19 protein-coding genes and 1 pseudogene are annotated in these 24,281 nt (G+C 72.0%); 10 read left to right on the top strand and 10 right to left on the bottom strand.

Features of this window, described 5'->3' with window-relative positions; genetic code table 11:
• The first annotated feature begins 168 nt into the window (after window positions 1-168).
• Window positions 169-981, top strand: coding sequence for a hypothetical protein (locus tag ICC28_RS19340; protein ID WP_188289867.1), 813 nt, complete (start codon window positions 169-171; stop codon window positions 979-981).
• Window positions 982-991: 10 nt separating this feature from the next.
• On the opposite strand, the gene ICC28_RS19335 is transcribed toward ICC28_RS19340, so the two are convergent.
• Together ICC28_RS19335 and ICC28_RS19330 are read right to left on the bottom strand one after the other, a co-directional pair.
• A complete protein-coding gene (locus tag ICC28_RS19335) occupies window positions 992-1,735 on the bottom strand; it encodes an N-acetyltransferase (protein ID WP_188289866.1) in 744 nt (247 codons plus the stop codon).
• An 85-nt stretch (window positions 1,736-1,820) separates the two neighbouring features.
• Window positions 1,821-2,705, bottom strand: coding sequence for a LysR family transcriptional regulator (locus tag ICC28_RS19330; RefSeq protein WP_188289969.1), 885 nt, complete (start codon window positions 2,703-2,705; stop codon window positions 1,821-1,823).
• Here ICC28_RS19330 and ICC28_RS19325 point away from each other — a divergent pair.
• A pseudogene (locus ICC28_RS19325) lies at window positions 2,650-2,772 on the top strand (DUF4440 domain-containing protein); the annotation flags it as partial. The gene ICC28_RS19330 and the pseudogene ICC28_RS19325 overlap by 56 nt on opposite strands.
• Before the next feature lie 30 nt (window positions 2,773-2,802).
• On the opposite strand, the gene ICC28_RS19320 reads toward ICC28_RS19325, so the two are convergent.
• Window positions 2,803-3,573 (bottom strand): HNH endonuclease family protein, encoded by a 771-nt coding sequence (locus ICC28_RS19320; RefSeq protein WP_188289865.1) that lies wholly within the window; start codon window positions 3,571-3,573, stop codon window positions 2,803-2,805.
• A 139-nt stretch (window positions 3,574-3,712) separates the two neighbouring features.
• Between ICC28_RS19320 and ICC28_RS19315 the strand changes: the two genes are divergently transcribed.
• Window positions 3,713-3,898 carry an antitoxin gene (locus ICC28_RS19315; RefSeq protein ID WP_188289864.1) on the top strand — a complete coding sequence of 62 codons (186 nt, stop codon included), beginning with the start codon at window positions 3,713-3,715 and terminating at the stop codon, window positions 3,896-3,898.
• A gap of 126 nt (window positions 3,899-4,024) precedes the next feature.
• On the opposite strand, the gene ICC28_RS19310 is transcribed toward ICC28_RS19315, so the two are convergent.
• Window positions 4,025-4,930 (bottom strand): SCO6745 family protein, encoded by a 906-nt coding sequence (locus ICC28_RS19310; protein ID WP_188289863.1) that lies wholly within the window; start codon window positions 4,928-4,930, stop codon window positions 4,025-4,027.
• Between the two features lie 95 nt (window positions 4,931-5,025).
• Between ICC28_RS19310 and ICC28_RS19305 the strand changes: the two genes are divergently transcribed.
• Window positions 5,026-5,634: a TetR/AcrR family transcriptional regulator gene (locus ICC28_RS19305; protein ID WP_188289862.1), complete on the top strand. Its 609-nt coding sequence runs from the start codon at window positions 5,026-5,028 to the stop codon at window positions 5,632-5,634.
• A 129-nt stretch (window positions 5,635-5,763) separates the two neighbouring features.
• On the opposite strand, the gene mfd is transcribed toward ICC28_RS19305, so the two are convergent.
• The 3 genes from mfd to ICC28_RS19290 form a co-directional block, all read right to left on the bottom strand.
• Window positions 5,764-9,297, bottom strand: coding sequence for a transcription-repair coupling factor (mfd, locus tag ICC28_RS19300; protein WP_188289861.1), 3,534 nt, complete (start codon window positions 9,295-9,297; stop codon window positions 5,764-5,766).
• Window positions 9,298-9,640: 343 nt separating this feature from the next.
• On the bottom strand, window positions 9,641-12,205 hold the full coding sequence (locus ICC28_RS19295; protein WP_188289860.1) for an ABC transporter permease: 2,565 nt from the start codon (window positions 12,203-12,205) through the stop codon (window positions 9,641-9,643).
• Window positions 12,202-12,990, bottom strand: a complete 789-nt coding sequence (locus ICC28_RS19290) for an ABC transporter ATP-binding protein (protein ID WP_188289859.1) — start codon at window positions 12,988-12,990, stop codon at window positions 12,202-12,204. Before ICC28_RS19290 ends, ICC28_RS19295 begins: the two co-directional genes overlap by 4 nt.
• Window positions 12,991-13,416: 426 nt before the next feature.
• Between ICC28_RS19290 and ICC28_RS19285 the strand changes: the two genes are divergently transcribed.
• The 4 genes from ICC28_RS19285 (at window position 13,417) to ICC28_RS19270 (ending at window position 17,826) form a co-directional block, all read left to right on the top strand.
• Window positions 13,417-15,030 carry an MFS transporter gene (locus ICC28_RS19285; protein WP_188289858.1) on the top strand — a complete coding sequence of 538 codons (1,614 nt, stop codon included), beginning with the start codon at window positions 13,417-13,419 and terminating at the stop codon, window positions 15,028-15,030.
• Between the two features lie 20 nt (window positions 15,031-15,050).
• Window positions 15,051-15,572, top strand: a complete 522-nt coding sequence (locus ICC28_RS19280) for a GNAT family N-acetyltransferase (protein WP_188289857.1) — start codon at window positions 15,051-15,053, stop codon at window positions 15,570-15,572.
• 224 nt (window positions 15,573-15,796) lie between these two features.
• Window positions 15,797-16,216: a DUF485 domain-containing protein gene (locus ICC28_RS19275; RefSeq protein WP_188289856.1), complete on the top strand. Its 420-nt coding sequence runs from the start codon at window positions 15,797-15,799 to the stop codon at window positions 16,214-16,216.
• Window positions 16,213-17,826 (top strand): cation acetate symporter, encoded by a 1,614-nt coding sequence (locus tag ICC28_RS19270; RefSeq protein WP_188289855.1) that lies wholly within the window; start codon window positions 16,213-16,215, stop codon window positions 17,824-17,826. The genes ICC28_RS19275 and ICC28_RS19270 overlap by 4 nt, the downstream gene beginning before the upstream one ends.
• A gap of 140 nt (window positions 17,827-17,966) precedes the next feature.
• Here the strand turns inward: ICC28_RS19270 and ICC28_RS19265 are convergent, their stop codons facing one another.
• From ICC28_RS19265 to ICC28_RS19255, 3 genes are all read right to left on the bottom strand, one after another.
• Window positions 17,967-18,854: a cellulose-binding protein gene (locus tag ICC28_RS19265; protein ID WP_188289854.1), complete on the bottom strand. Its 888-nt coding sequence runs from the start codon at window positions 18,852-18,854 to the stop codon at window positions 17,967-17,969.
• Between the two features lie 191 nt (window positions 18,855-19,045).
• The gene (locus tag ICC28_RS19260; protein ID WP_188289853.1) at window positions 19,046-21,859 is read right to left on the bottom strand and encodes an SUKH-4 family immunity protein; all 2,814 of its coding nucleotides are present in this window, start codon (window positions 21,857-21,859) and stop codon (window positions 19,046-19,048) included.
• A gap of 8 nt (window positions 21,860-21,867) precedes the next feature.
• Entirely contained in the window at window positions 21,868-22,887 is a 1,020-nt protein-coding gene (locus ICC28_RS19255) for an SMI1/KNR4 family protein (protein ID WP_188289852.1), read from the bottom strand.
• 288 nt (window positions 22,888-23,175) lie between these two features.
• Here ICC28_RS19255 and ICC28_RS19250 point away from each other — a divergent pair, with 288 nt between their 5' ends.
• Window positions 23,176-23,712, top strand: a complete 537-nt coding sequence (locus ICC28_RS19250; RefSeq protein WP_188289851.1) for a YwqJ-related putative deaminase — start codon at window positions 23,176-23,178, stop codon at window positions 23,710-23,712.
• Window positions 23,713-23,764: 52 nt separating this feature from the next.
• Window positions 23,765-24,259, top strand: coding sequence for an SUKH-3 domain-containing protein (locus ICC28_RS19245; protein WP_188289850.1), 495 nt, complete (start codon window positions 23,765-23,767; stop codon window positions 24,257-24,259).
• Window positions 24,260-24,281: the final 22 nt, after the last annotated feature.

Here is a 24,281-nt window from a genome sequence, read left to right as displayed (position 1 = left end):
TCGGTTCACAGCCTCTGTTCTTATTGACCCAGCGAACGAGCGGCCGCCGACTGCCAGGAGCGGAAGGGTCAGGCCACCCGATCGCGGCCCGAGGACGAACCCCGGTTCGCCCACACCCACATCACCGCACCACCGCACCACTGCGCACCCGATCCCCAAGGAACACCCATGCGTCGCACCGCACTTGCCGCTCTCTGCCTCGCCGCCGCGGCCGCCACCACCGTCACCGCCTGCCAGTCCGGCGAGGACAAGGCGCAGGAGAAGACGAACAGTTCGAGCCCGACGGACAAGGCCGGCCCCTCCGCCGAGAAGACCGAGAAGACCGAGAAGAAGGAGCCCTTCGCCGGGCTGACCGGCGGGGAGATCGCCGACCGGGCGGCGAAGGCCACCACCGAGGCCGCCTCGCTCCGTATGAAGGGCGAGGTTCCCGACGAGGAGAGCGGCGGCATGATCCAGCTCGACCTCGCCCTGAACAAGAAGGGCGAGTGCGCCGGCCACATGAGCATGGACGGTGAGGGCAGGACCGACCTGATCAAGACCGGCGACACCCTCTACATGAAGTACGACGAAGCGTTCCTGCGCGCCCAGAGCGAGGGCGAGCCGAAGGCGGACGTCGACGCGACCGTGGACATGCTCGCCGGGAAGTGGACCAAGATGTCGGCGAAGGGCCCGGACGCCGAAGGCATGACGGAGCTGTGCGACCTGGAGGCGATGCTGGGCGACGCCGCCGACTCCAACTCGGACGCCACCCGCGGGAAGACCACGACCGTGGACGGCAAGCCCGCGATCACGCTGCACGAGAAGGACGGCAAGGACAGCTACACGCTGTACGTGGCGACCGAGGGCGAGCCGTATCTGCTGCGGCTGGTGAGCACGACCCCGTCGGACTCCGGTGCGCTGTCGTTCAGCGAGTTCGACAAGCCCGTTCCGGCAGACGCGCCGACCGGCGAGGTCCTGGACCTGGACGAGCCCGGCGCCTGAACCCCCGGCGTCACAGCGGGTGCCGCATCCATACGTTGGGCTCGACGTAGACGGCGTAACCCCGTTCCGGCTCGCAGCGCACCGGCACCAGCGCGCCGGGGACCTCGACGTCGCCCGCGGTGTCGAAGGGCAGCCCGGTCCAGTCGCGCCACTGCTCCAGCGAGCCGGACACCGTCATGGAGGCCGTCGCCACCGAGTCGATCACGGCGCCCGCCCGTGCGTACACGCGCAGCCACGGGTCGTGGGGCAGCCCGTCGGGCCGTACGCGGTGGGCGTACTCCTCGATGGGGGTGTGCGGTTCGAGGTGCTTGGCGTTGGGGCGGACGGGGGCGACGACCTCGCGGAAGCCGTGGGCGCGGGCGTTGTCCCGCATGGCCGAGAGCATCAGGCCGGACAGGCCGAGGCCCTGGGCGTGCGGGGCGACGGTGACCGAGACGGCGCTGACCGTGTCGGGGCGCACGCCGCGGCGCAGGTCGCTGAAGGCCCAGACGAGCACCTCGTCCCAGCCGCGGGCGGGCAGGGTGCCGCGGCCCTCGGCGGCGAGGGCGAAGGGCACGCTGTAGGCGTGGGCGACGACCTCGCCCTGCCCGTCCTCGGCAAACTGCACGTACTGCGGCAGTTCGGTGGCGATCCTGCCGTAATGGGCGTTGCCCACATGGTCGTTCATGACCGGCTCCGGCCAACTGGACGGCATGGCCACGACCCGCTCCGACATCTCGGGGCGCTCGGCGAGACTCGACACCTTCAGTTCCATGCGATCACCGTAGGCGCAGGTCGCGGAGCTGGGAAATCCTTTTGGCACCCGGCCGCGGGCAGTTCCCGATGACACCGCCGGCCCTCTACTGGCGCGGCCCCGGACAGTCCGCGAAGGCTTGTCGGCTGTGCACGAGCACCTCTCGCACCGCGGGGCCGGGTGCGCTCTTCCACACCAGGGCGAGCAGGGCCGGCGCTACGGCATCGTCAAGGGTGCGAGCGGTGAGCCGGTCGCGGTAGCTCTCGGCCATCGAGGTGCTGAGGACGGCGACGCCGAGCCCGCGGGCGGCGAGGTCGGCCATGGCATCCGCGGCGCTGGCCTGCAGCGCGATCGTGGGTTGGAGGTTCTGCGCTGCGCACGCCTGATCGAATACGGCGCGCAGGCCCGTGCCGGGCGGCATGCACACGATTGGGTAGGCCGTCAGGTCGCGCAGGGTGACCCGGCGCTTTTTCGCCAAGGGGTGGTCGGCCGGGACTGCCGCGACGAGCCGTTCGCTGACGATGGTCAGCGCCTCCAGCCCGTCGGGGGCGGCCGTCGCGGTCCCAATGAGTGCCACGTCGACGGCGCCGCCGCGTACCGCTTCGGTGAGGCGGTCGGAGCTGTCCTCCAGCAGCGAGATCTCCACACCGGGGTGTGCCGCGTGGAATGCGGCGAGGGCTTCGAAGAGCGGGGTGAGGGTGCAGCCGATGACCATCCCGACGGTGAGCCGGCCGCGGATCAGGCCGGCCACCTCGTCCACTGCCTCGCCCACCGCCCCGACCGCGGCGAGTGCGGCACGGGCGTGTTCGAGTGCGGCCTTCCCCGCAACGGTGAGGGTGACGGTGCGGGCGGACCGGTCGAACAGCTCGGCACCGAGTTCCCGTTCGAGCTGGCGGATCTGGGCGCTGACGCCGGACTGACTGATGTGCACCCGCGCCCTCACCTCGACCCCGCCGAAGGACGGAGCCGGCGCGCGGGCGCAGGTCGTCAGGCGCCGGCCCGACGGAAGCTGGCTGCGCCTGCTCGACCAGCCCGAGTTCGTCCCGCCCACCCGCTGATCCCGTCGCCTCCGCCCCGCCTCACGGAGGTCACCCGCACTGACGCAGCATCATCTGCTTGTCCGCGGCCGTCACCGGCATCTCGTACTTGATGGCGACCTGGGCGAAGCGGACCGCGTACGCGCAGCGGATCGGCTTGTTCGGCGGGAGCCAGGAGGCGGGGCCGGAATCGCCCTTGGCCGCGTTGGCCCGCCCCTGGACGGGGACCAGATTGAGCGTGTCGTTCGCGAGCTGCTTCCTCTTGGCCTCCGGCCAGCGCGAGGAGCCCATCTGCCAGCTGTACGACAGCGGCACCAGGTGGTCTATCTGGACCTCGGCGGCCTTCTGCTTGCGCCACTCGATGGTCGTTCCGGTGTAGGGGTCGTGCAGCGTCATGGCAATGACCACACAGTCGGAGCCCGCCCGGAAGCGAAGGCTCTGACCGTCCCGGCGAAGGAGGTCGTTTCGGGTGTCACAGCCGTTCCTGGCCAGCGGCACCCCGTCGGCCGTGTCCATCCACGCATAGCCGAACTTGCCGCGGTCGTAACCCGTCTTGGGGCCGCGGCCCTTGGTCGCCACCTTCTCGATCAGGGCGCGCGCCTCGGTCCGATCGCCCTGCGAGGTGATGGCCGCGAGACCCGGTTGCGTGCCGTCGGGGTTGTCCAGCGGGCTGACCGCGCGCCCCTCGGCACCGCCCGCTCCTGAGCCCGAGGCGGCGCCGCCCAGCGGCAGGTCGTCACCCACCCCCTCGCAGCCCGTGGCCGCGAGCAGTATGCCCAGTACCGCGGCGGAGACCGCCGTTCCGCCCCTCAGACGCGTCACGGTGCGCCCCTCCCCTGCGTGCCGGTTGTGCCGGTCTCACGGTAGCGGCCGAGAGGTCCAGACCATATCGGCTGAAAATGCGCGTTCCCTCCATCACGGGCGTATCGTCGATTCTGAGTCACCCCGGAAGGAGCTCTGGATGGGCATCCTCGACAGGTTCAAGAGCAACCGCGGCATGCAGGACAAGGCCAAGGACATGTCCGACGCCGCGGAGAAGAAGGTCAACGAGAAGACGGGCAACAAGTACGAGAGCCAGGTCGACGACGCGCAGCAGCGGATCGAGGGCTCGCTCGGCATGGACCGTGACAGGCCCGAGCAACCGTAGGAACCCCAAGGCCGGAGAGCCATCCTGAAACAGAGGCCGTCCGCGGAGGACCCACCGACCGCGGACGGCTTCGCCTGTCCGGGGCCGAAGTCCCGCACCCTGGTGGCGGGCGTCCGTCCCGAGCCGTCAGACCTTCCCGATGCCGAGCGTCGATTCCGAGGGCAGCAGCCCGGAGGACAGTGCCGCGACCCAGAACTCGCCGAGCAGTTCGGTGAGTCGGTCGATGTCCTGCCGGGTGAGTGCCCGCCAGGGGGCGGCGGCCAGACGGTCGGTGTGCTCCTCGACAGTGCGGCGCAGGTCGCGGCCCGCCTCCGTCGCCGTACCGTCGGAGTCGACCAGGCCGCGGGCGGCGAGGCGTCCGTGTGCCGCCGCCCATTCCTCCTTGCTCCAGCCGCGGCTCTCGAAGCGCTCGACGGACGCGGCGCCTATCGCAGCGAAGGAGACGAGTGACTCGGCCGGGTCGAGGCCGGCCACGAGCAGGGCCGCGAGGTGGCCGTCACCGCGATGCTCACGCAGGATCGTCACCGCGTGCCAGAGCTGGAGGTGCGGGGCCTCGGGCCAGGCCAGTTCGGCGTTGGCCGCGGCGAGCGGGCGGCCGGCCGTGTTCGCCGACTCGGCGGCGCGGCGGGCGAGGGCGGCGGCCTCCGCCAGCTCCGGGCTGTCGGTACGGTCGCCGAATATCGCGCGGTACGTCCGGTCGATGCCGCGCAGCCTCGCCGCCAGCACGTCCTCGGGGCTCGCGATCCGCCAGGCCGAGTCGACGTGCTCGGCGACCATGCGGGGACTGAAGCTGTAGAAGGCGGAGGCCACCCGCTCGCCCCCGACCGCACCCAACGGGGCCGCCCGGAACGGGAAGTAGGCCGGCCAGCGCTCCTTCGTACCGTAGCCGAGCGCGGCGGCCTCCTCGAAGACCTCCGGCGCGTAGTACAGCACCGCGTGCAGCGGCTCCAGCAGGTGCCAGAGCTGACGGACGCGGGCCGGTTCGATCCCGTCGGCCGCCGCATTCTGCACCGCTTCGTCGTGCATCGACATGGTGATTCCCCCTCGCACTCCACAACTTGACACTGACAAGATTGCCGGACCGCCCCGAACTTGTCAATGCCTAGATTGCGCGTACCCTGCTGGACATGAACCCCGCACAGCCCTCCCCGCCGCCCAAGAAGCCCGGCGAACGCCGCTACCACCACGGTGACCTGCGCCGGGCCGTCCTCACCGCCGCTCTCGACGTCATCGCCGCCGACGGTCCGTCCGCGCTGAGCCTGCGTGACCTCGCCCGTCGCGCCGAGGTCTCGCACGCGGCACCGGCCCACCACTTCAAGGACCGCACCGGGCTGCTCACCGCGATTGCCGCCGAAGGGTTCGGGCTGCTCGCGGCCGCCCTCGCCGAGGCCACGGATCTCAGGGACTCGGGCGTGCGCTACGTACGTTTCGCACGCGAGCACCCGGCGCACTTCCAGGTGATGTTCACTCCCGGGCTGCTGCGCGCCGACGACCTCGAACTGACCACCGCCCGCGCCCTCGCCGCCGACGCCCTGCGCGGGGCCGTCGCCGGCGTCCGGCCCCAGGAACCCGGTGTCGACAGCCGCCTGGCGGGCGTCGCCGCGTGGTCACTGGCACACGGCTTCGCGACGCTTCTGCTGAGCCACAACCTGGACGGGCCGGTGGGCGAGCAGAACCCGGAGGAGGTGTTCCGGATCCTGGCGGCGCTGCTGTTCCGGGCCGACGAGAGCCGGTGACCGGAGCCGAGGACCAGAGCCGCTGACCGAAGCCGGTGACCGAAGCCGAGGACCAGAGCCGCTGACCGAAGCCGGTGACCGAAGCCGAGGACCAGAGCCGCTGACCGAAGCCGGTGACGGCCCGGCCCCTCACGACCCCAGGATCGACGCCAGGAACTCCCCGACCCAGCCCAGCAGTTCCCGCCCGACGAGCGGCTTGCCGCCCACCTTCGCGGTCTTCGGGCGCGGCACCAGCAGCTGGTGGACGGCCGGCTTGATGACGGTCCCGGGGTAGAGGCGCTTGACCCGCAGTTCCTGGGACTCGCGCAACTCCACCGGCGCGAAGCGGATGTTGGTGCCCTGCAGGACGATCTCGCCGACGCCGCACGCGCGCGCGAGCATCCGCAGACCGGCCACCAGCAGCAGGTTCTCCACCGGCTCGGGCAGCTTGCCGTAACGGTCGACGAGTTCCTCGCGTACGGCCTTGATGTCCTCCTCGGTGTTGGCGGAGGCGATGGACCGGTAGGCCTGGAGGCGGAGCCGCTCGCCGGGGGCGTAGTCGTGCGGGACGTGCGCGTCGACGGGGAGCTCGATCTTGACCTCCAGGGGCGGCTCCTCCTCGACACCGCCCTCCAGGGAGGCGCGGTAGTCCGCGACGGCCTCGCCGACCATACGGACGTAAAGGTCGAAGCCGACGCCCGCGATGTGGCCGGACTGCTCGCCGCCGAGGAGGTTGCCCGCGCCGCGGATCTCCAGGTCCTTCATGGCCACGTACATGCCCGCGCCCATCTCGGTGTGCTGGGCGATGGTCGCCAGCCGCTCGTGGGCGGTCTCCGTCAGGGGCTTCTCCGGCGGGTACAGGAAGTAGGCGTAGCCGCGCTCCCTGCCGCGGCCGACCCGGCCGCGCAGCTGGTGCAGCTGGGACAGGCCGAAGTTGTCGCCGCGCTCCACGATCAGCGTGTTGGCGTTGGAGATGTCGATGCCGGACTCGACGATCGTCGTGGAGACGAGCACGTCGAACTTCTTCTCCCAGAAGTCGACGACGACCTGCTCCAGCGCCTGCTCCGACATCTGGCCGTGGGCCGTCGCGATGCGGGCCTCGGGGACGATCTCGCGCAGCCGGGCGGCCGCGCGGTCGATCGACTCCACCCGGTTGTGGATGTAGAAGACCTGGCCCTCGCGCAGCAGTTCGCGGCGGATGGCCGCGCCGATCTGCTTCTCCTCGTAGGGGCCGACGAAGGTGAGGACCGGGTGGCGCTCCTCCGGCGGGGTGGTGATGGTGGACATCTCGCGGATGCCCGTCACCGCCATCTCCAGGGTGCGCGGGATCGGTGTCGCGGACATCGTCAGGACGTCGACGTTGGCGCGCAGCTTCTTCAGCTGCTCCTTGTGCTCGACGCCGAAGCGCTGCTCCTCGTCGACGATGACCAGGCCCAGGTCCTTGAACTTCGTCTCCGAGGAGAACAGGCGGTGGGTGCCGATGACCACGTCCACCGAGCCCTCCTTGAGGCCCTCCAGGACCGCCTTCGCCTCGGTGTCGGTCTGGAAGCGGGACAGCGCCCGGACGTTCACCGGGAACTGCGAGTAGCGCTCGCTGAACGTGCCGAAGTGCTGCTGCACCAGCAGGGTGGTGGGCACGAGCACGGCCACCTGCTTGCCGTCCTGTACGGCCTTGAAGGCGGCGCGCACCGCGATCTCCGTCTTGCCGTAGCCGACGTCGCCGCAGATCAGGCGGTCCATCGGGACCGACTTCTCCATGTCCTCCTTGACCTCGGCGATGGTGGTGAGCTGGTCGGGCGTCTCCGCGTAGGGGAAGGCGTCCTCCAGCTCGCGCTGCCAGGGGGTGTCGGAGCCGAAGGCGTGTCCGGGGGCCGCCATGCGGGCCGAGTAGAGCTTGATGAGGTCCGCGGCGATCTCCTTGACCGCCTTCTTCGCGCGCGCCTTGGTCTTCGTCCAGTCGGCGCCGCCCAGGCGGTGCAGGGTGGGTGCCTCGCCGCCGACGTACTTGGTGATCTGCTCCAGCTGGTCGGTGGGGATGTAGAGGCGGTCGCCGGGCTGGCCGCGCTTGGCGGGGGCGTACTCCACGACGAGGTACTCGCGGGTGGCGCCCTGCACGGTCCGCTGGACCATCTCGATGTAGCGGCCGACGCCGTGCTGCTCGTGGACGATGTAGTCGCCGGCTTCGAGGGTGAGCGGGTCGATGGTCTTGCGGCGGCGGGCCGGCATGCGGGTGCCGTCCTTGCCGGCCGCCTTCTGGCCCGACAGGTCGGTCTCCGTCAGCACGGCGAGCTTCAGCGCCGGGTCGACGAAGCCGTAGTCGATCGAGCCGCACGCCACGTGCACGAGCGAGGGGCTCAGGGTGGTCAGGTCCGCGTCCAGGCGGGCGGCGATGCCCTCGCCGCCGAGGACCTCGACCGTGCGGGCCGCCGGGCCGTGGCCCTCGGTGACGTAGACCGTGCGCCAGCCGTCGGCGAGCCAGCCCTTGGTGTCGGCCAGCGCCTTCGCGGTGTCGCCGCGGTAGGTCTCGGGGGCGTGCATGCCGAGCTTGAGCGTGTCGGCCTCTTCGAGGGCGTCGTCCGCGGCGAACGGCGACACCGACCACCACATCATGTCCAGCTCGCGCGCGCGGTCGCGGACGTCGGCGATGGACCACAGGGAGGCCGCGCCGACGTCGATGGGCGCCTCGCCGCCGCCCGCGGTGGCCGCCCAGGACGCCTGGAGGAACTCCTGGCTGGTGGCGACGAGGTCGGCGGCACGCGTGCGCACCCGCTCGGGGTCGCACACCACGGCCATGGCGCCCTTGGGCAGCACGTCGAGGAGCAGCTCCATGTCGTCGACGAGGACCGGAGCGAGGGATTCCATGCCTTCCACGGCGATCCCCTCGGCGATCTTGCCGAGCAGCTCGCCGAGCTCGGGGTGTTCCTCGGCGAGCGCACGCGCGCGGGCGCGTACGTCGTCGGTGAGGAGCAGCTCGCGGCAGGGCGGCGCCCACAGGCCGTGCTCGGCGACCTCCAGGGAGCGCTGGTCGGCGACCTTGAAGTAGCGGATCTCCTCGACGTCGTCGCCCCAGAACTCGATGCGCAGGGGGTGTTCCTCGGTGGGCGGGAACACGTCGAGGATGCCGCCCCGTACGGCGAACTCGCCGCGCTTCTCGACCAGCTCGACACGGGAGTACGCGGCGGCGGCGAGCGCCTCGACGATCTGGTTCAGGTCGGCGGTCTGCCCGGTGCGCAGCGCTACGGGTTCCAGGTCGCCCAGGCCCTTGACCTGCGGTTGGAGAACCGAGCGCACGGGCGCGACGACGACGGAGACCGGGCCGGTCTCGGGGTCGTCGGGGCGGGGGTGGGCCAGGCGCCGCAGGACGGCGAGGCGGCGGCCGACGGTGTCGCTGCGGGGGCTGAGGCGCTCGTGCGGGAGGGTCTCCCAGGACGGGTACTCCACGACGCCCTCCGGAGGGAGGAGGGAGCGCAGGGCGGCGGCGAGGTCCTCCGCCTCGCGGCCGGTGGCCGTCACCGCCAGCACGGGGCGGCCGGCCTCGCGGGCCAGGGCGGCGATCGCGAAGGGGCGGGCCGCCGGGGGGCCGACGAGGTCGACGTGCATGCGGTTGCCGTCGGTGGCCGCGGTGATCGCTTCCGCGAGGGCGGTGTCCTTGACTACGGCGTCGAGCAGACCGTGCAGGCTCATTCGGGGGCGGCTTTCGTCCGGGGGGTGGGCAACACGAACCGCCCGACGCGCGCTGCGGGCCGGGGGTCTCTCCAGCGTACGTCGCTGCGCGGGCGGGCGCCGGGGCTGTGGATAACGTCGGTTTTGGGGATACCCGGTGTCGGTGTGGGCGCCGCCTGGGGGCTCCGCCCCCGGACCCCCGGCCCATGCCCACCCGCCACCCGACTCGGTCGGACAAAAGGCTCGCCCGGAAAAGACTCGGTCGGACAAGAGAATCGCCCGCAAAAGCCCGGTGCCGGGAAGCCCCCCAAGGCTTCCCGGCACCGGATCCCCCGTGCACCCCCGCAACCCCCGTATGCGGTGGCTAGTCGGTCGCGATCGCGTTCAGGACGTTCATGCGGCCCGCCCGGAACGCCGGGATCAGCGCGGCGAACAGGCCCACGAAGGCCGAGCCGATGAAGACGCCGATGATCGTCGGCCAGGGGATGTCGAGGACGTTGAGGCCCTCCAGGGCGAGCAGCTTGTGGGCCGTCGCGCCCCAGCCCATTCCGAGGCCCAGGCCGAGCAGGGCGCCGAACAGGGCGATGACCACCGACTCCATGCGGATCATCCGGCGCAGCTGGCGGCGGGAGAGGCCGATGGCCCGCATGAGGCCGATCTCCCTCGTCCGCTCGACCACCGACAGGGCCAGCGTGTTCACCACGCCCAGCACCGCCACGATGATCGCCAGGGCGAGCAGGCCGTAGACCATGTTCAGCAGCTGGCCGACCTGGGTCTTCAGCTCTTCCTTGTAGTCGGTCTGGTCACGCACCTGGTACTGCGGGTACGGGTCCAGCGCCTTCTTCAGGGCCGCGTACGCCTGCTCCTGCTGGCCCTCCTCCGCCTTGGCGAACATGATCGTGTTCGGCGGGATCCGGTCGGCCGGGAGGTACTTCCGCATCGTCTCGATGCTGATGTAGCGCGCACCCTGGTCGAACACGCTGTCGTCGTCGGTGATCGCCGCGACCTTCAGCTTCGCCGTCTCGCCGCCCTTGAAGGCGACGGTGACGGTGTCGCCCACGCGCACGCCGTGCTTCTCGGCGTAGTCGGAGCCGACCGACATGGCGTCCTTGCCGTAGGCGTCCGTGAGAGTGCCGGCCGTGGTGGGGCGGCTGAGGTCCTCGGCGTAGGTGGGGTCGGCGGCCGTGAGACCGCTCTTGTCCGTCTTGCCGTCGGGCGAGGTCAGCGTGGCGTCGATCTCCTTGTAGCGGGTGACGTGGGCCAGGCCGGGGCTCTCCAGCATCGCCTTCTCGGCTTCGGGGAAGATCCGCTGGTTGCCCTCGACGATGAAGTCCGCGCCGACCGACTTGTCCAGTTCGCTCGTGGCCGAGGCGACCATCGAGGAGCCGACCACCGACAGGCAGGCCACCAGCGCCAGGCCGATCATCAGGGCGGCGCCCGTGGCGCCGGTGCGGCGCGGGTTGCGCAGGGCGTTGCGCTCGGCCATCCGGCCGACGGGGCCGAAGGCCCGCAGCAGCACCGCGCTGATCACCCGGACCACCCCGCCCGCCAGGAGGGGGCCGATGACGACGAAGCCGATCAGGGACAGCACCACACCGCCGCCGAGCATCAGCGCGCCGTCGCTCGCCTTGTCGGCCGTGGCGGCCAGGTACAGGGCGGCGGCGCCCGAGCCCGTCAGCACCAGCCCGATCAGGCCGCGCACCCGGCCGGCCCGGCCGTCGGCGGGGGTTCCGGCGTCGCGCAGGGCGGCCATCGGGGAGACCTTGCCCGCGCGGCGGGCCGGCAGGTAGGCGGCGAGGACGGTGACGACGACGCCGAGGACGAGTCCTGCCACCGGGGTGGCCGTCTTGATGGTGAGGTCGTCGGTGGAGAGGTTCATGCCGGCCATGGACATCAGCTTCATCAGGCCGATGGCGATGCCGACGCCCGCACCGACGCCGAGGATCGAGCCGACGAAGCCGAGCAGCAGGGCCTCGACCAGCACGGAGCGGTTGACCTGCTTGCGGGAGGAGCCGATCGCCCGCATCAGGCCGATCTCGCGGGTGCGCTGGGCGACCAGCATGGAGAAGGTGTTGATGATCAGGAAGACGCCGACCAGGAACGCGATCCCGGCGAAGCCGAGCATGGCGTACTTGATGACGTTCATGAACTCGCCGACGTCCTCACGGTTTTCGTCGGCGTTCTCCTTGGCCGTCTGGAGCTTGTACGGGCCGTCCAGGGCACGGGCCACGTTCTGCTTGAGCTGTTCGTCGCTGACGCCGGGGGCGGCGGTGGCGAGGATCTGGGTGAACCGGCCCTCGGTGCCGAGGAGTTCGCGCTGGGCGGTGGCGGTGTCGAAGTAGACGATCGCGGCGCCGGGGTTGGTCACCTTGAAGGTGGCGATGCCGACGATGCGGGCCTTGAAGTCGCCGACGACGGAGATGGTGCGCAGCTCGTCGCCGAGCTTCAGGTCGTGCTTGTCGGCGGTGTCGGCGTCGACCATCGTCTCGGTGGGCCCGCGCGGGGCGTGCCCGGAGGTGATCTCCATCGCGCGCCGGTCGCTGCTCGTCCAGTTGCCCGCGATGGTCGGGGCGCCGTTGGACGAGCCCATGTTGTCGTTGTCGCTGTTCACGACGGTCACGTTCATCGAACTGACCGCGCCCTCGGCGGACTTGACGCCCTCCGCCTTCGCGACCTGCTCCAGGGTGGAGGCGGGCAGTGACTCGGGCTTGCCGTTCTGCGCGGTCTCCTCGCTCCTGGCGTCCTTCGGGGAGACCGTGACGTCGGAGGCGGTGGTGGCGAAGAGCTTGTCGAAGGTGGTGTTCATGGTGTCGGTGAACACCAGCGTGCCGCACACGAAGGCCACCGACAGCAGGACCGCCACGGCCGACAGGGCCATGCGTCCCTTGTGCGCGAAGAAGTTGCGCATCGAGGTCTTCAGGACGGTCATGACGTACGCCCCCGGGCGTCGAAGTCCTTCATGCGGTCCAGGACGGCCTCGGCGGTCGGGCGCAGCATCTCGTCGACGATCCGGCCGTCGGCGAGGTACAGCACACGGTCCGCGTAGGAGGCGGCGACCGGGTCGTGGGTGACCATCACGATGGTCTGCCCGAGCTCGTCGACCGAACGGCGCAGGAAGCCCAGTACTTCGGCGCCCGCGCGCGAGTCGAGGTTTCCGGTCGGCTCGTCACCGAAGATGATCTCGGGCCGGGCGGCCAGCGCCCGGGCCACGGCGACGCGCTGCTGCTGGCCGCCGGAGAGCTGGGTGGGCCGGTGCTTGAGCCGCCCGGCGAGCCCGACGGTCTCCACCACCCGCTCCAGCCAGTCCTTGTCGGGCTTGCGGCCGGCGATGTCCATGGGCAGCGTGATGTTCTCGAGGGCGTTCAGCGTCGGCAGCAGGTTGAACGCCTGGAAGATGAACCCGATCCGGTCCCGGCGCAGCCGTGTGAGCTTCTTGTCCTTCAGGCCGGTGATCTCGGTGTCGTCCAGGTAGATCTGGCCGCTGGTCACGGTGTCGAGACCGGCGAGGCAGTGCATGAGCGTGGACTTGCCGGAGCCCGAGGGGCCCATGATCGCGGTGAACTGGCCGCGGGCGATGTCCACGTCGACATGGTCGAGAGCGACGACGCGGGTCTCGCCCGCCCCGTAGGCCTTGACGACCTGCCGCGCCCGCGCGGCAACGGCCGTACGCCCTCCAGTGCCCCCGTGCCTGGGAATGGTCACAGCCGATGTCACGGTATGTCTCCTAAGTCGGTCAGCGAATGAAACAAGCGTCTGCAGTGCGAGGAACGTGTGAAGCGGTACGTCCACGAACGTGTGAAGCGGTACGTCCACGAGTCTGGCGTCGGGAGGGGGTCCGGCGCGCTGGTGCCCAGCGCAGTCTTTCCCGGGGGAAAACCCCACCCTCGAAGGTTCGGCCAGCCGCCCCCCAGCGGCGTAAAGCCAGGTTAAGGACCGACCCCGGGCCGTCTCGTCCTCCGCCGGGACGAACCCTCCCCGAGCCCTGGTGCGGAGGTACCCCTAGGGGCAGTCCACCCTTCGGCGGAGTGTTTCTCGGGGTCGCCTCCGCCTTCGGGCCCACCCCAGGCTGCACCCTCCCGCCACGTGAGGCTCAAGTGGGAAGCTGGTCGCCGGCAGATACGTGCAGGGGGAAGGAATCCGGTGGGCGGCGCAGAACCCGCGATACGCAAGGGCGCAGGGCGCACCGGAACCGACCGACGCGGCGCGGTCGTCGCCGCCCTGATGCTCGCGATGGCGCTGGCCGCGCTGGACGCCACGATCGTCTCCACCGCCGTACCCCAGATCGTCGGCGACCTGGGCGGCTTCTCCTACTTCTCCTGGCTGTTCTCCGGCTATCTGCTGGCCGTGACCGTCAGCCTCCCCGTCTACGGCAAGCTCTCCGACACCTTCGGCCGCAAACCGGTGCTGGTCGCGGGCACGGCGGTGTTCCTGCTGGGCTCGCTGCTGTGCGCGGCCGCCTGGAACATGGGCGCGCTGATCGCCTTCCGGATCGTGCAGGGGCTGGGCGGCGGCGCGCTCCAGGGCACGGTCCAGACGCTGGCCGCCGATCTGTACCCGCTGCGGGAGCGCCCCCGGATCCAGGCGCGGCTGTCCACGGTGTGGGCGGTGTCGGCGGTCGCCGGACCGGGCGTGGGCGGGGTGCTGGCGGCGTACGCGGACTGGCGGTGGATCTTCCTCGTCAACCTGCCCATCGGGGCGGTGGCGTTGTGGCTGATCGTCCGTCATCTGCACGAGCCGGAACGGGAGTCAGCCGCCACGCGCGCGGGAGCGGGCGCAGAGGAATCGGCCGCCACGCGCGCGGGCGCGGGCCTGGAGGGAGCGGAGGAATCGGCCGCCCCGCGCGCGGGAGCGGGAGCGGAGGGGGCGGCCGCCCCCCGCGCGCGGGTCGACTGGGCGGGCGCCCTCGCGGTGTTCGCCTGCGGGGGCGTGCTGCTGACGGCGCTGGTGCAGGGCGGGGTCGCCTGGCCGTGGCTGTCGGCGCCCTCCCTCGCGATGTTCGGTACGGGGCTGGCGCTGGTGGTGGTCGTGGTGCTGGTGGAGCGCCGGGCGGCCGAGCCGATCATCCCGGGGTGGGTGTGGCGGCGCCGCACGATCGCCGCCGTGAACCTGGCGCTCGGCGCCCTGGGGCTGCTCATGGTCGCCCCGGCCGTCTTCCTGCCCACCTATGCCCAGGCGGTCCTCGGCCTCGGCCCCGTGGCCGCCGGATTCGTGCTGTCCGTATGGACGTTGAGCTGGCCGGTGTCGGCCGCGCTCAGCCAGCACGTGTACCGCAGGATCGGCTTCCGCGACACCGCGATGCTCGGCATGGCGGCGGCCGCGCTCCTGCTGTTCGCGTTCCCGCTCCTGCCGTACCCGGGTGCGGTCTGGCAGCCGACGTTGCTGATGCTGCTGCTCGGCGGCGCGCTCGGGCTCTTCCAACTGCCGCTGATCGTGGGCGTGCAGTCGACGGTGGGCTGGTCGGAGCGCGGCACGACGACCGCGTCCGTGCTGTTCTGCCGCCAGACCGGCCAGACAATGGGCGCGGCGGTGTTCGGCGCCGTCGCCAACGGCGTCCTGGCGACCCGCCTGGGCGGAGCCGGCGACCTGGACTCGGTCACCCGCGCCCTCGGCTCCGGTACGGCCCCGGACGCGACCCGGCGCGCGATCGCGGACGCCGTGCACGCGGTGTACCTGGGCGCGGCCTGCGCGGCGACCCTCGCGTTCCTCGTACTCCTGCTCCTGGCGCCCCGGAAATTCCCGGTCCTCACCGACTGAGCCGCCCTACCCTCGGGCCCATGCGCGAGGCTGAACGAGACTCCGGCACCACCCGCACCACGCTGCGACTGGAACGGCTGCGCCCCGACCACGCGGACGCGCTGCTCGCCTTCGAGCGGGAGAACCGCGCGTACTTCACGCGGACGATCCCGGACCGCGGGGACGCGTACTTCGCCGACTTCGCGGCGGTCCATGCCGCGCGCCTGGCCGAACAGGACGCCGGGGTCTGCCACTTCCACGTGGTGACGGACGAGCAGGGGCACCTGGTCGGCCGGGTCAACCTGGTCGACGTCGAGGACGGCAGCGCCGAACTCGGGTACCGGATCGGGGAGCGCGCGGCCGGGCGTGGGGTGGCGACGGCGGCGGTCGGCGAGGTGTGCCGGACGGCGGCGACGGCGTACGGCCTGGTCGCCCTCACCGCGGTCACGACCCTCGACAACCCCGCCTCCAGGGCCGTACTGGAACGCAACGGCTTCCTCCCGGCCGGGGAGCTCACCCTCGTCGGCCGCCCGGGCATCGCCTACCGCCGCGCACTCCGCTGAGACCGTTGAGACCGTCGCACGAGATGTGAAAAGTCTGAGTTAACGGGGGTAACACCCGAGGTCAGACGCGGATTCACAGAAGTAAGCGCGTACCGACCACTCAGTTTGGTGAAACCCTCGCGGATCTCGCTACCTGCGAGTAGCGTGCGTGACTCCGCTTACCACCCACCCCCCAACTCCCTGCGGTCCGCACCGGACCCGAGCCGCCACGCAAGGAGGACGGGATGACCTACGACCCGTATCCGTCGTACCAGCCATACCCGCCGCAGCAGCCCTTCCCACCCCGCCCCGCCGAGTCTCCCCACCGGCACCGCCAACCGCGCCACTCCGCCCTCGGCCACCACAGCGACCTGCGCATCCTGCGCAGCGCCTACCGCTGGCAGCGCCGCACCGCCACCCTCACCGCCCTCGGCTACTTCCTCCTCTTCCTCGTCCTGTCCGCGACCGCCCCCTCCTTCATGACGAGCACCGTCACCGACGGCCTGCCCACCGGCCTGCTCCTCGCCCTGCTCCAACTCCCCGTCACCTGGCTGGCGATCGCCCTCTACGAGCACACCGCGCGCCGTTACGTCGATCCGCTCGCCGACCGCATCCGCCGGCAGGCCGCGGTGGACGCCAAGCGGGAGGAGGCGGCGCGCCGATGACTACGCAGTTCAGCGGCGACGCACAGGCAATGTCCCTGGTGGCGTTCTCCGCCGTCGCCACCGTCACCCTGCTGCTGTGCGTGATGACCGGCCCCGACCGCGACGACCTGGACGAGTTCTACACCGGCTACAGCTCCCTGTCCCCCATGCGCAACGGCCTGGCGATCGGCGGCGACTACATCTCCGCCGCCACCGTGCTCGGCACCACCGGGGTGATCGCGCTCTTCGGCTACGACGGCATCGTCCTCGCCCTCAGTACGGCCCTGTCGCTGATGCTGCTGATGTTCCTGCTGGCCGAACCCCTGCGCAACGCGGGCCGGTTCACCATGGGCGACGCACTGGCCCGGCGCATGCCCGGACGCAGCGTCCGGATCGCGGCCAGCGCGGTGACGCTCGCCGCGCTGATGCCGCTGATGCTCGTCCAACTGGCCGGCACCGGACACCTGCTGTCGTTCATCCTCGGCTTCTCCGGCGACTCCATACAGACGGGCTGCATCATCGGCGTCGGCGCGCTGATGATCAGCTACGCCACGATCGGCGGCATGAAGGGCACCGCCCTGATCCAGATGCTGAAGATGGTGATGCTGCTCGGCTCCGGCGCCGTCGTCGCCGTACTGGTGCTGAGCAAATTCGACTGGAACCCGGGCGCGCTGTTCGACGCGGCCGCCGAACAGAGCGGGGTGGGGTCGGCGTTCCTGAACTCCGGGCTGCAGTTCGCGGACGGGCCGTACCCGCAACTGGACATGATCAGCTCGCAGTTGGCCGTCGTCCTCGGCGGCGCCTGCCTGCCGCACGTCACCATGCGCATGTACACCGCCTCCAGCGCGCGCCAGGTGCGCCGTTCGATGTCCTGGGCGGTGTCGTCGGTGGTGCTGTTCGTGCTCGTCATCACGGTCGTCGGGTTCGGGGCGACCGCGCTCGTCGGACGGGCGGCCCTCGCACAGGCCGACCCGCAGGCGAACACCGCCTATCTGCTGGGCTCGCAGGCGGCGTTCGGCGCGGAGGTGTCCAGCGCGGAGACGTTCCTGTTCACGACGGTCACCACCGCCCTCTTCCTCACCCTGCTCGCCTCCGTCGCGGGCATGATCCTCGGCTGCGCCAACTCCCTCGCCCACGACGTGTTCGCCTCCCGGGTGCAGGAGTTGTCCGGCCGCCGCGAGATGATGCTGGCCCGGCTGTCCGCGCTGGCAGTGGGCACGGTCGCGATCCTGCTGGCCACCCTGGTCCAGAACCGCAGTCTGCAGCCGCTGGTCACGCTCTCCTTCTGCCTGGGCGCCTCGGCCATCGCACCCGCCCTCGTCTACAGCCTCTTCTGGCGCCGCTACACGCGCACCGGCCTGCTGGCCACGCTCATCGGCGGCTCCGCCGTCGTCCTGCTGGTGATGCCGGGCACCAATCTGGTCTCCGGCTCACCCTTCTCCGCCTTTCCCGGCGCCGACTTCAACTGGTTCCCGTTCACCACGACCGGCCTGGTCTCCATTCCCGCGGGCTTCGCCTTCGGGTGGCTGGGGACGGTGATCTCCGGGCGGCACAAGGCGGAGGAACAGCGCCGGCAGTACGAGGCCGTGGAGGGATGGATCCTCGCCGGGGCGGTGCGCCGGCGGGGGTGACTTCGCGGGGCTCGTTCCGTTTCCCCGGCAGCCCTTCGGGGGCCGGGGGCGGAAGTTGAGGCCGGTGGCCGCTGCACCTGACGCGCGCGCCGTACACCGGCTCACAACGGGGGGCGCCCGGGAACGGGGCCCGGGCGCCCCTACTCCGCCGCCGCACGCCCCGTCAGGGACGTGAGGCTGTTGCGTACGTGGTCCATGTGGGCGCGTACGTCGTCCCAGCGCTCCCCGTGTTCGCGCAGCACGCGCTCCGTCTCGCGCGCGACGCGCTCCTCGCGCACCCGCGCCTCGGCGATCAGCTCGGCCGCCCGCGCGCGTGCCTCCTCCTGACGCCGCCGTCCGGCGGCCTCCGCGTCCGCGAGCGCCTGCTTCGCCTCGGACAGCACGGCCTCCGCGCGGGCCACCTGTTCGGCGTGCCGGAGCTCGGCCTTCGCGGCGCGCTGCTCGGCCTGCCGCTCGGCCTCGGCCCACCGTTCGGCGTGCTCCTTGGCCTGCTCGGCGAGGAGCTGGTCGGTGCGCCGGCGCATCTCGCGCAGCGCGGCGAGCGCCTCGGAGCGGCTCTCCTTGATCTCGCGCCGGGTGGTGACGCGGATCTCGTCCGCCTCGGCGCGCGCGGCGAGCAGGCGCTGACGGGCGCGCTCCTCCGCCTCGGCGCGCACGGTGTCGGCGTGCGCCTGTGCTGCGGCGTGCGCGCTGTTCGCGTGCGCCTGCGCCTCCTGCGCAAGGCGCTGCGCCTCCTGGCGCCCGCCCTCACGCACGGCGGCGGCCTCCTCCTGCCCGAGCCGGAGGATGCGCTGCGCGCGCTCCCCGAGCGTCTCGTACGACTGCGGTGCGAGCCGGGCCACGGTCTCCCTCAGCCGTACCGCCTCCGCCTCCATCTCCTTGGCGAGCACGGTCAGCCGGGCGGCGCGCTCCCAGGCGGCGTCACGGTCCCGCGAGAGCGCGGCGGCGTACGCGTCGACCTGTCCGGGACGGTAGCCACGCCCCCGTACGGCCACGAAGCCGTGGGGCGGGACCGGTGTGCCGCTCATGCGGGAACCCCTCTCCATCAGATGGGCGCAAAATGATGATTTCGCGCACATCTTGATGTATCAGGCGGAAAGGTTCATAACGCGACACTCCGGGCAGAGGTCACGGTCGGCCGCGCACACGAAGAAGCCGGGCCCGGTCGTCAGCGACCGGACCCGGCTCCCACCGGTGACGCTCCCTCAGCGCGGGCGCCTCAGAGCAGGCCGTCCCACATCTGCTCCAGCAGCACCGACCACCAGCTCTCCGGCGAACCGAGCGCCGCCGGGTCGAGCGAGGCCAGCTGAGCCTGGAAGTCGACGGTCCAACGGCCCGCCTGCTCCTGGTTCAGCCCGAACCGCAGCCGCCACATCCGGCCGAGCAGCGTCAGGCAGCGCTGGAACTCGGGCAGACCGGTGTTCACGAACTGCGGCGGCACGGGCGCACCGCCCGGCCCCGCCTCCACGGGCACCGCGACGATGTTCGCGGTGCCGTACTGCACACAGATCGCCCGGCCGAAGTCGCTGCCCATCACCAGGTACGAACCCGCGTCCGAGGCCGGCTGCACACCCCGTTCGGCCGCCAGCTCCGCCAGCGTCGGCACGGGCCGCCCCGGCTGGGCCTGCGCCCAGAAGAACGGACCCATGTCCATCGGCAGGCCCGCCACCACGAGCGAGTGCGCCACCACCGGCGGCACGCCCTGCCGGGACACGGCGGCCTGCTCGAACCGGAAGATGCCCGGCCCGAACGCACCCGCCAGCTCCTGCGCGACCCCCTCCGGCGGAAGCGGCGGCGCCGGCTGCACCTGCGGCAACGGCGCCCGCACCGGCGCGAGCCGCGCGGGCCCGTCCGCCACCTGGTGCAACTCGCCCTGGTGCGCCAGCAACTGCTGCATGCCCTGCTGCCGGCTCGCGTGGTCCGTCCCGTACGGCGCGATGCTCGTGATCCGCGCCTGCGGCCACTGCTCCCGGATCATCCGCGCGCAGTACGCGCCCGGCAGCTCGCACGACTCCAGCTCGGTGTGCAGCTCCAGTACCTGGTCCGACGGCACGTTCATGGCCCGCAGCTCATGGAAGATCTGCCACTCCGGGTGCGGCGTACCCGGCGCCGAACGCCGGATCAGCTGCTGCTCGGAACCGTCCTGCGCGCGGTAGCGCAGCACGGCCTGGTAGCCCGGGCCGACGGTCGGCTGACCGGTGGGCTGCTGCGGATAGCCGTACGCCGGAGGCTGCTGCCCGGGCATCGGCTGCCCCGGCGGCGGCACCGCCCCGGGCGGCATCGGCGGCCGGGGGGCACCCGGCGCCATCCCGGGTGCGCCGGGGGCCGACGGGGGCGGGGGCGCGCCCGGACCGCCGACGGGCGGCGCGGCCAGCATGGTCTCCGCGTGGTGCACGGCACCGCGCGCACCACCGGCGGAACCACCCGCACCCGGGACACCGGGGGCGCCAGGGGGCTGCGGCGCGCCCCCACCCAACTGACTCGGATCCGCGAGCATCGTGGCCGCATGGTGAACACCACCCGGCGGCGTACCACCAGGCGCACCGGGCGCACCCGGCGGCTTGGGAGCGCCCGGAGGCGTGGGCGCGCCCGGAGGCGTGGGCGCGCCCGGACCGGCAGCCCCCTCCGGCCCCTCGGGACCGAGTGCCGACACGAGCTGCGTGGGCACGTACCCGCCCGCCGGCGGGGGCGGAGGCGTGGCGCCCGGCCGCGCTCCCGGAGTGCCGGGGGCACCAGGTGCTCCGGGCGGAGGCGGAGGCGTCGCCCCGCCCCGACGCGGCGGAGGAGCCGCCTTGCTGGTCGCGGCGTCGGCGATGTCACTGGCGTTCGGCGCGAGCGGCTGCCCCGGCGCACCCGGACCGGCCGGGGGCGGAGGACCGCCGGCGGCACCCGGGCCGCCCTGCGGATAGCCGTAGGAGGGCGCGCCCGCGGGAGGCGGAGGCGTGGCCCCCGGCGCGGGGGCGCCCGGAGGGGGCGTGCCCGGACCGCCCGCACCACCCGGCGCCTGCGGAGAGCCGTACGACGGCGCACCCGTCGCGGGCGCACCACCGGGCGCACCCGGAGCGCCCGGCGCATGCGGCGCACCGGGTGCCGGCGCACCGCCGACACCACCCGGCGCATTCGGATCGTCGAGCGCCGGCGCGACCGTCGTCCGCGGAAGCTGGCTGCCGCCCGACATCAGCGCCGTCTTCGCCTCCGGCGCCGCCGACGGCGGTGTGGTGTCGTCCACCTCGTTCAACGGCGGCGCGAACACGGTCGCGGGCAGCGGCACCGAACGGTCCTCACCGGCATCCGCGTTCGTGTCCGTACCGGCCCACGGAGTCGCCCCGGCGGGCGCACCCGGCGCACCGGCACCACCGGGCGCCCCCACAGGCGCCCCCACGCCCTCGTCGTCACCCTGCGCGCCGGCTTCCGGCCACGCCGCACCACCACCGGACCCGCCAGGCGCCCCCGGCGCAGGCGCAGGCGTCGGCGCACCAGCACCCGCCGCCCCCACCGGCACCCCTGCCTGCGTCTCCGGCAGCCCACCGGAACCCGCAGAACCGGAACCCGCAGAACCCGCAGCACCCGCCGACCCCGAAGAACCCACCGCCCCCGAAGACCCGGCAGAACCAACAGACCCCCCGCCCTCCGAGGTGTCCCCACCCCGACGACCAGGAATCCCCATCTGATCAGCCGCCTCCTGCAACCACTCCGGCGGCGTCAGAAGAAACGACGTCTGATTCAGATCCACCCGCGCGGAAGCCGCCGGCGCCGGCTCGGGCGCCGCCTCCGGACGCCCGTACTCCTCCTCGTACCGGCGAATCACCTCACCCACCGGCAGCGAAGGCCACAGCGACGCCTCACCACTGTCCCGCGCGATCACCAGCCGCTGCGCGCCCCCGTCCGAACGCGGCCCCTCCGCACGGTCCTCGGCCCACACCACGAACCCGAGCTCGAACTCCCGCACCCGCACCTCACGATGCTGGTACGACGGCACATCACCGTTGATCCACTCTTCCGCGCGCTCCTGCGCCTGCGCAAAGGTCACCATCGCAACGCTCACTCCCCCACGGCCGAAACGGGCACAGCCCGCGCGAACCCGCCGTCCACCATCAGATTCGCCACCGTCTCCAGCTCCGGCGGACTGCCCGCCAACCGCGACAGGAACACATCGAAGTCCTCACCGCACGGCATCAGCAACCGCTCCACACGCTCCGCCGGCGCCCACGAAGGATCGACGTCACGGGCATCGTCGTAGGCACAGAACCACACCGACCCCATCCGCTCGCCCTTCACCTTCACCGCGAGCAGACCACCCTGGACAAAACCCACGCCCAGATAGTCCTTCGTCAGATGGTCACGCAGACACTTGTTCACATAGACCAGGTCATTGACCGCCGCCTCGTCCCGCACCGTGAAGAACGGCTGGTCGATCAGCAGCCCCAACTCCGCGTCCAGCGCCGTACCCACCGGCGCACAACCACCCGCCGCCTTCAGGAACGACCGGTACGCACCCGGCAACCGGTAGCCGAGATCCTCCTCGACCCCCAGCACCTGCGACTCGCTCACCGCCACACCCGACTTCGGCAGACCGAAGTGCGCCGGACGCGTCTCCTGCAACGGCCGCGTCCCCCGCTTGCCCTGGTCCACCCCCGCCGTCGCCACACCACCGTGATGCCGCAACAACGCCTTCACCTCAACCGGAACCAGCTCCAGCCGCCGCGCACCCGCCACGTGATGCCACGTCCAGCCGTGCGGCGTCGCCACCGAGGGAACCGTGTCCCACAACTCATGTCCCGACGCCGCGAGCGCCGCGTTCGCCGACACGTAGTCCGTCAGACGCAGCTCGTCGACCCCGAAACCCTCCGGAGGATCCGCGATCTCCGCAGCCGCCCGCGCATACGGCGAGAAATCGGGAAAACCGCGCTCGTCCACCCGCACCCCTCTCGGGTGACGGGCCGCCCGAACCGGATCCGGGAAGTGCACGACCTGCCCGGCATAGGCCGCGTTCGGCGGCACGGCTTGTCCCCCGGCCTGGCGGCCGGGAGGTGCCCCCAGCCCGAGCCGACCTGTCGTCATGGCGGTTGCCCCCTGCGGCATTCTGGTACGGCACGCAATGACCACCCTCGGCCACTACGCCCCGTATCGACTGTCTCCACGCGTCAACCGCATGGATCGCGGTGCCGACAGCCTATGCGGTACGACGAGACAGGTCACCGGGCACCGGTCAGCGGCCCTCCGCTTCCGTGACCAGCCGTCACCCCGCCGTAACAGCCCGCCCGGACCGGGCGTGTCGCACCGCCCCAGCTTCCGCACCAGCCACGACATTTGGCACTCTGTGTCGTCCGGGGGGATGCTCGGGAGGGGATGATGATCATGAACGCGACGCAGACGGGGCCACACCGAGGCCAACCAACCGGCACCACCGGAGACCCCCGCATCGGCTGGAGCGCCACCGACACACCCCACACCCCCACCCTCCACCACCGCCGCGACGGCATACTCCCCACCATCGCCGCCGCCCTCTCCGTCCGCGGCGCCACCCTCACCGGCACCGCCGCCCGCGGCGAGGAACCACCCCCGCTGCACCCACTCGTCCAGGACTTCCTCGACACCCTCACCAGCACCCAACGCGACCGCTTCACCGGCCGCTGCGCCGAGACCATCCTGATCTCCCGCCACATCGCCGCCGCCGACGCAGCCCGCAGCAAACGCGCCGCCCGCAAACCCATGACCAACGGCGAAGCCCGCAAAGCCCTCAAACAGGCCAAACTCACCACCCGCCGCATCCGCGAGGACGGCGACCCCCTCCACGGCAGCTTCGCCACCCCCTGCCGCGCCTGCACCGCCCTCAGCGCCCACTTCGGCGTCCACATCGTCGACCCCACATCAACCGACGACTGACCCCCTCCCCCCCCCGGCCCCCGACCCCCCGCACCTCGACGAACAAGGGCAGATGCACACCGACCGCACCTCCTCCACCCGCTTCCCCGTCCCCGTCGACGCCGCCCTGCGCGCCGCCGGCTGGCAACCCGGACGCTGGGACATCAAGCAGGCCGAGGTCTGGGCCGACACCCTCCGCGAGCACACCTCACCCGCCGGCCACCGCCACACCGTCTTCCCCGCCGCCGTAGAAGCCTGGGCCGAACTCGGCGGACTGCACATCACCCCCACCGGCCCCGGCCGCCAAGTCGCCCCCGCCGCCCTCCACCTCGACCCGCTGCACGGCCTCCACATGGCCCGCACCCTCGGCGACCTCGGCCGCGCCCTCGACACCGACATCTGCCCCCTCGGCGCCGAAACCGACACCCAGGCCCTCCTCGCCGTCGACACCGAAGGCCGCGTCTACGCCCTCGACCACACCGGCGACTGGTACCTCGGCCCCGACCTCGACCACGCCCTCGCCACACTCGTCGCAGGCACCCAGCCCGTACGACTCACCGCAGGCTGACCCGCCCACACCCCCACGGAGC

The organism is Streptomyces sp. TRM68416, assembly GCF_014596915.1.
Lineage (GTDB): Bacteria > Actinomycetota > Actinomycetes > Streptomycetales > Streptomycetaceae > Streptomyces.
The sequence above is the reverse complement of the archived record's forward strand: the minus strand, read 5'-3'. Positions and strand labels throughout refer to the sequence as shown.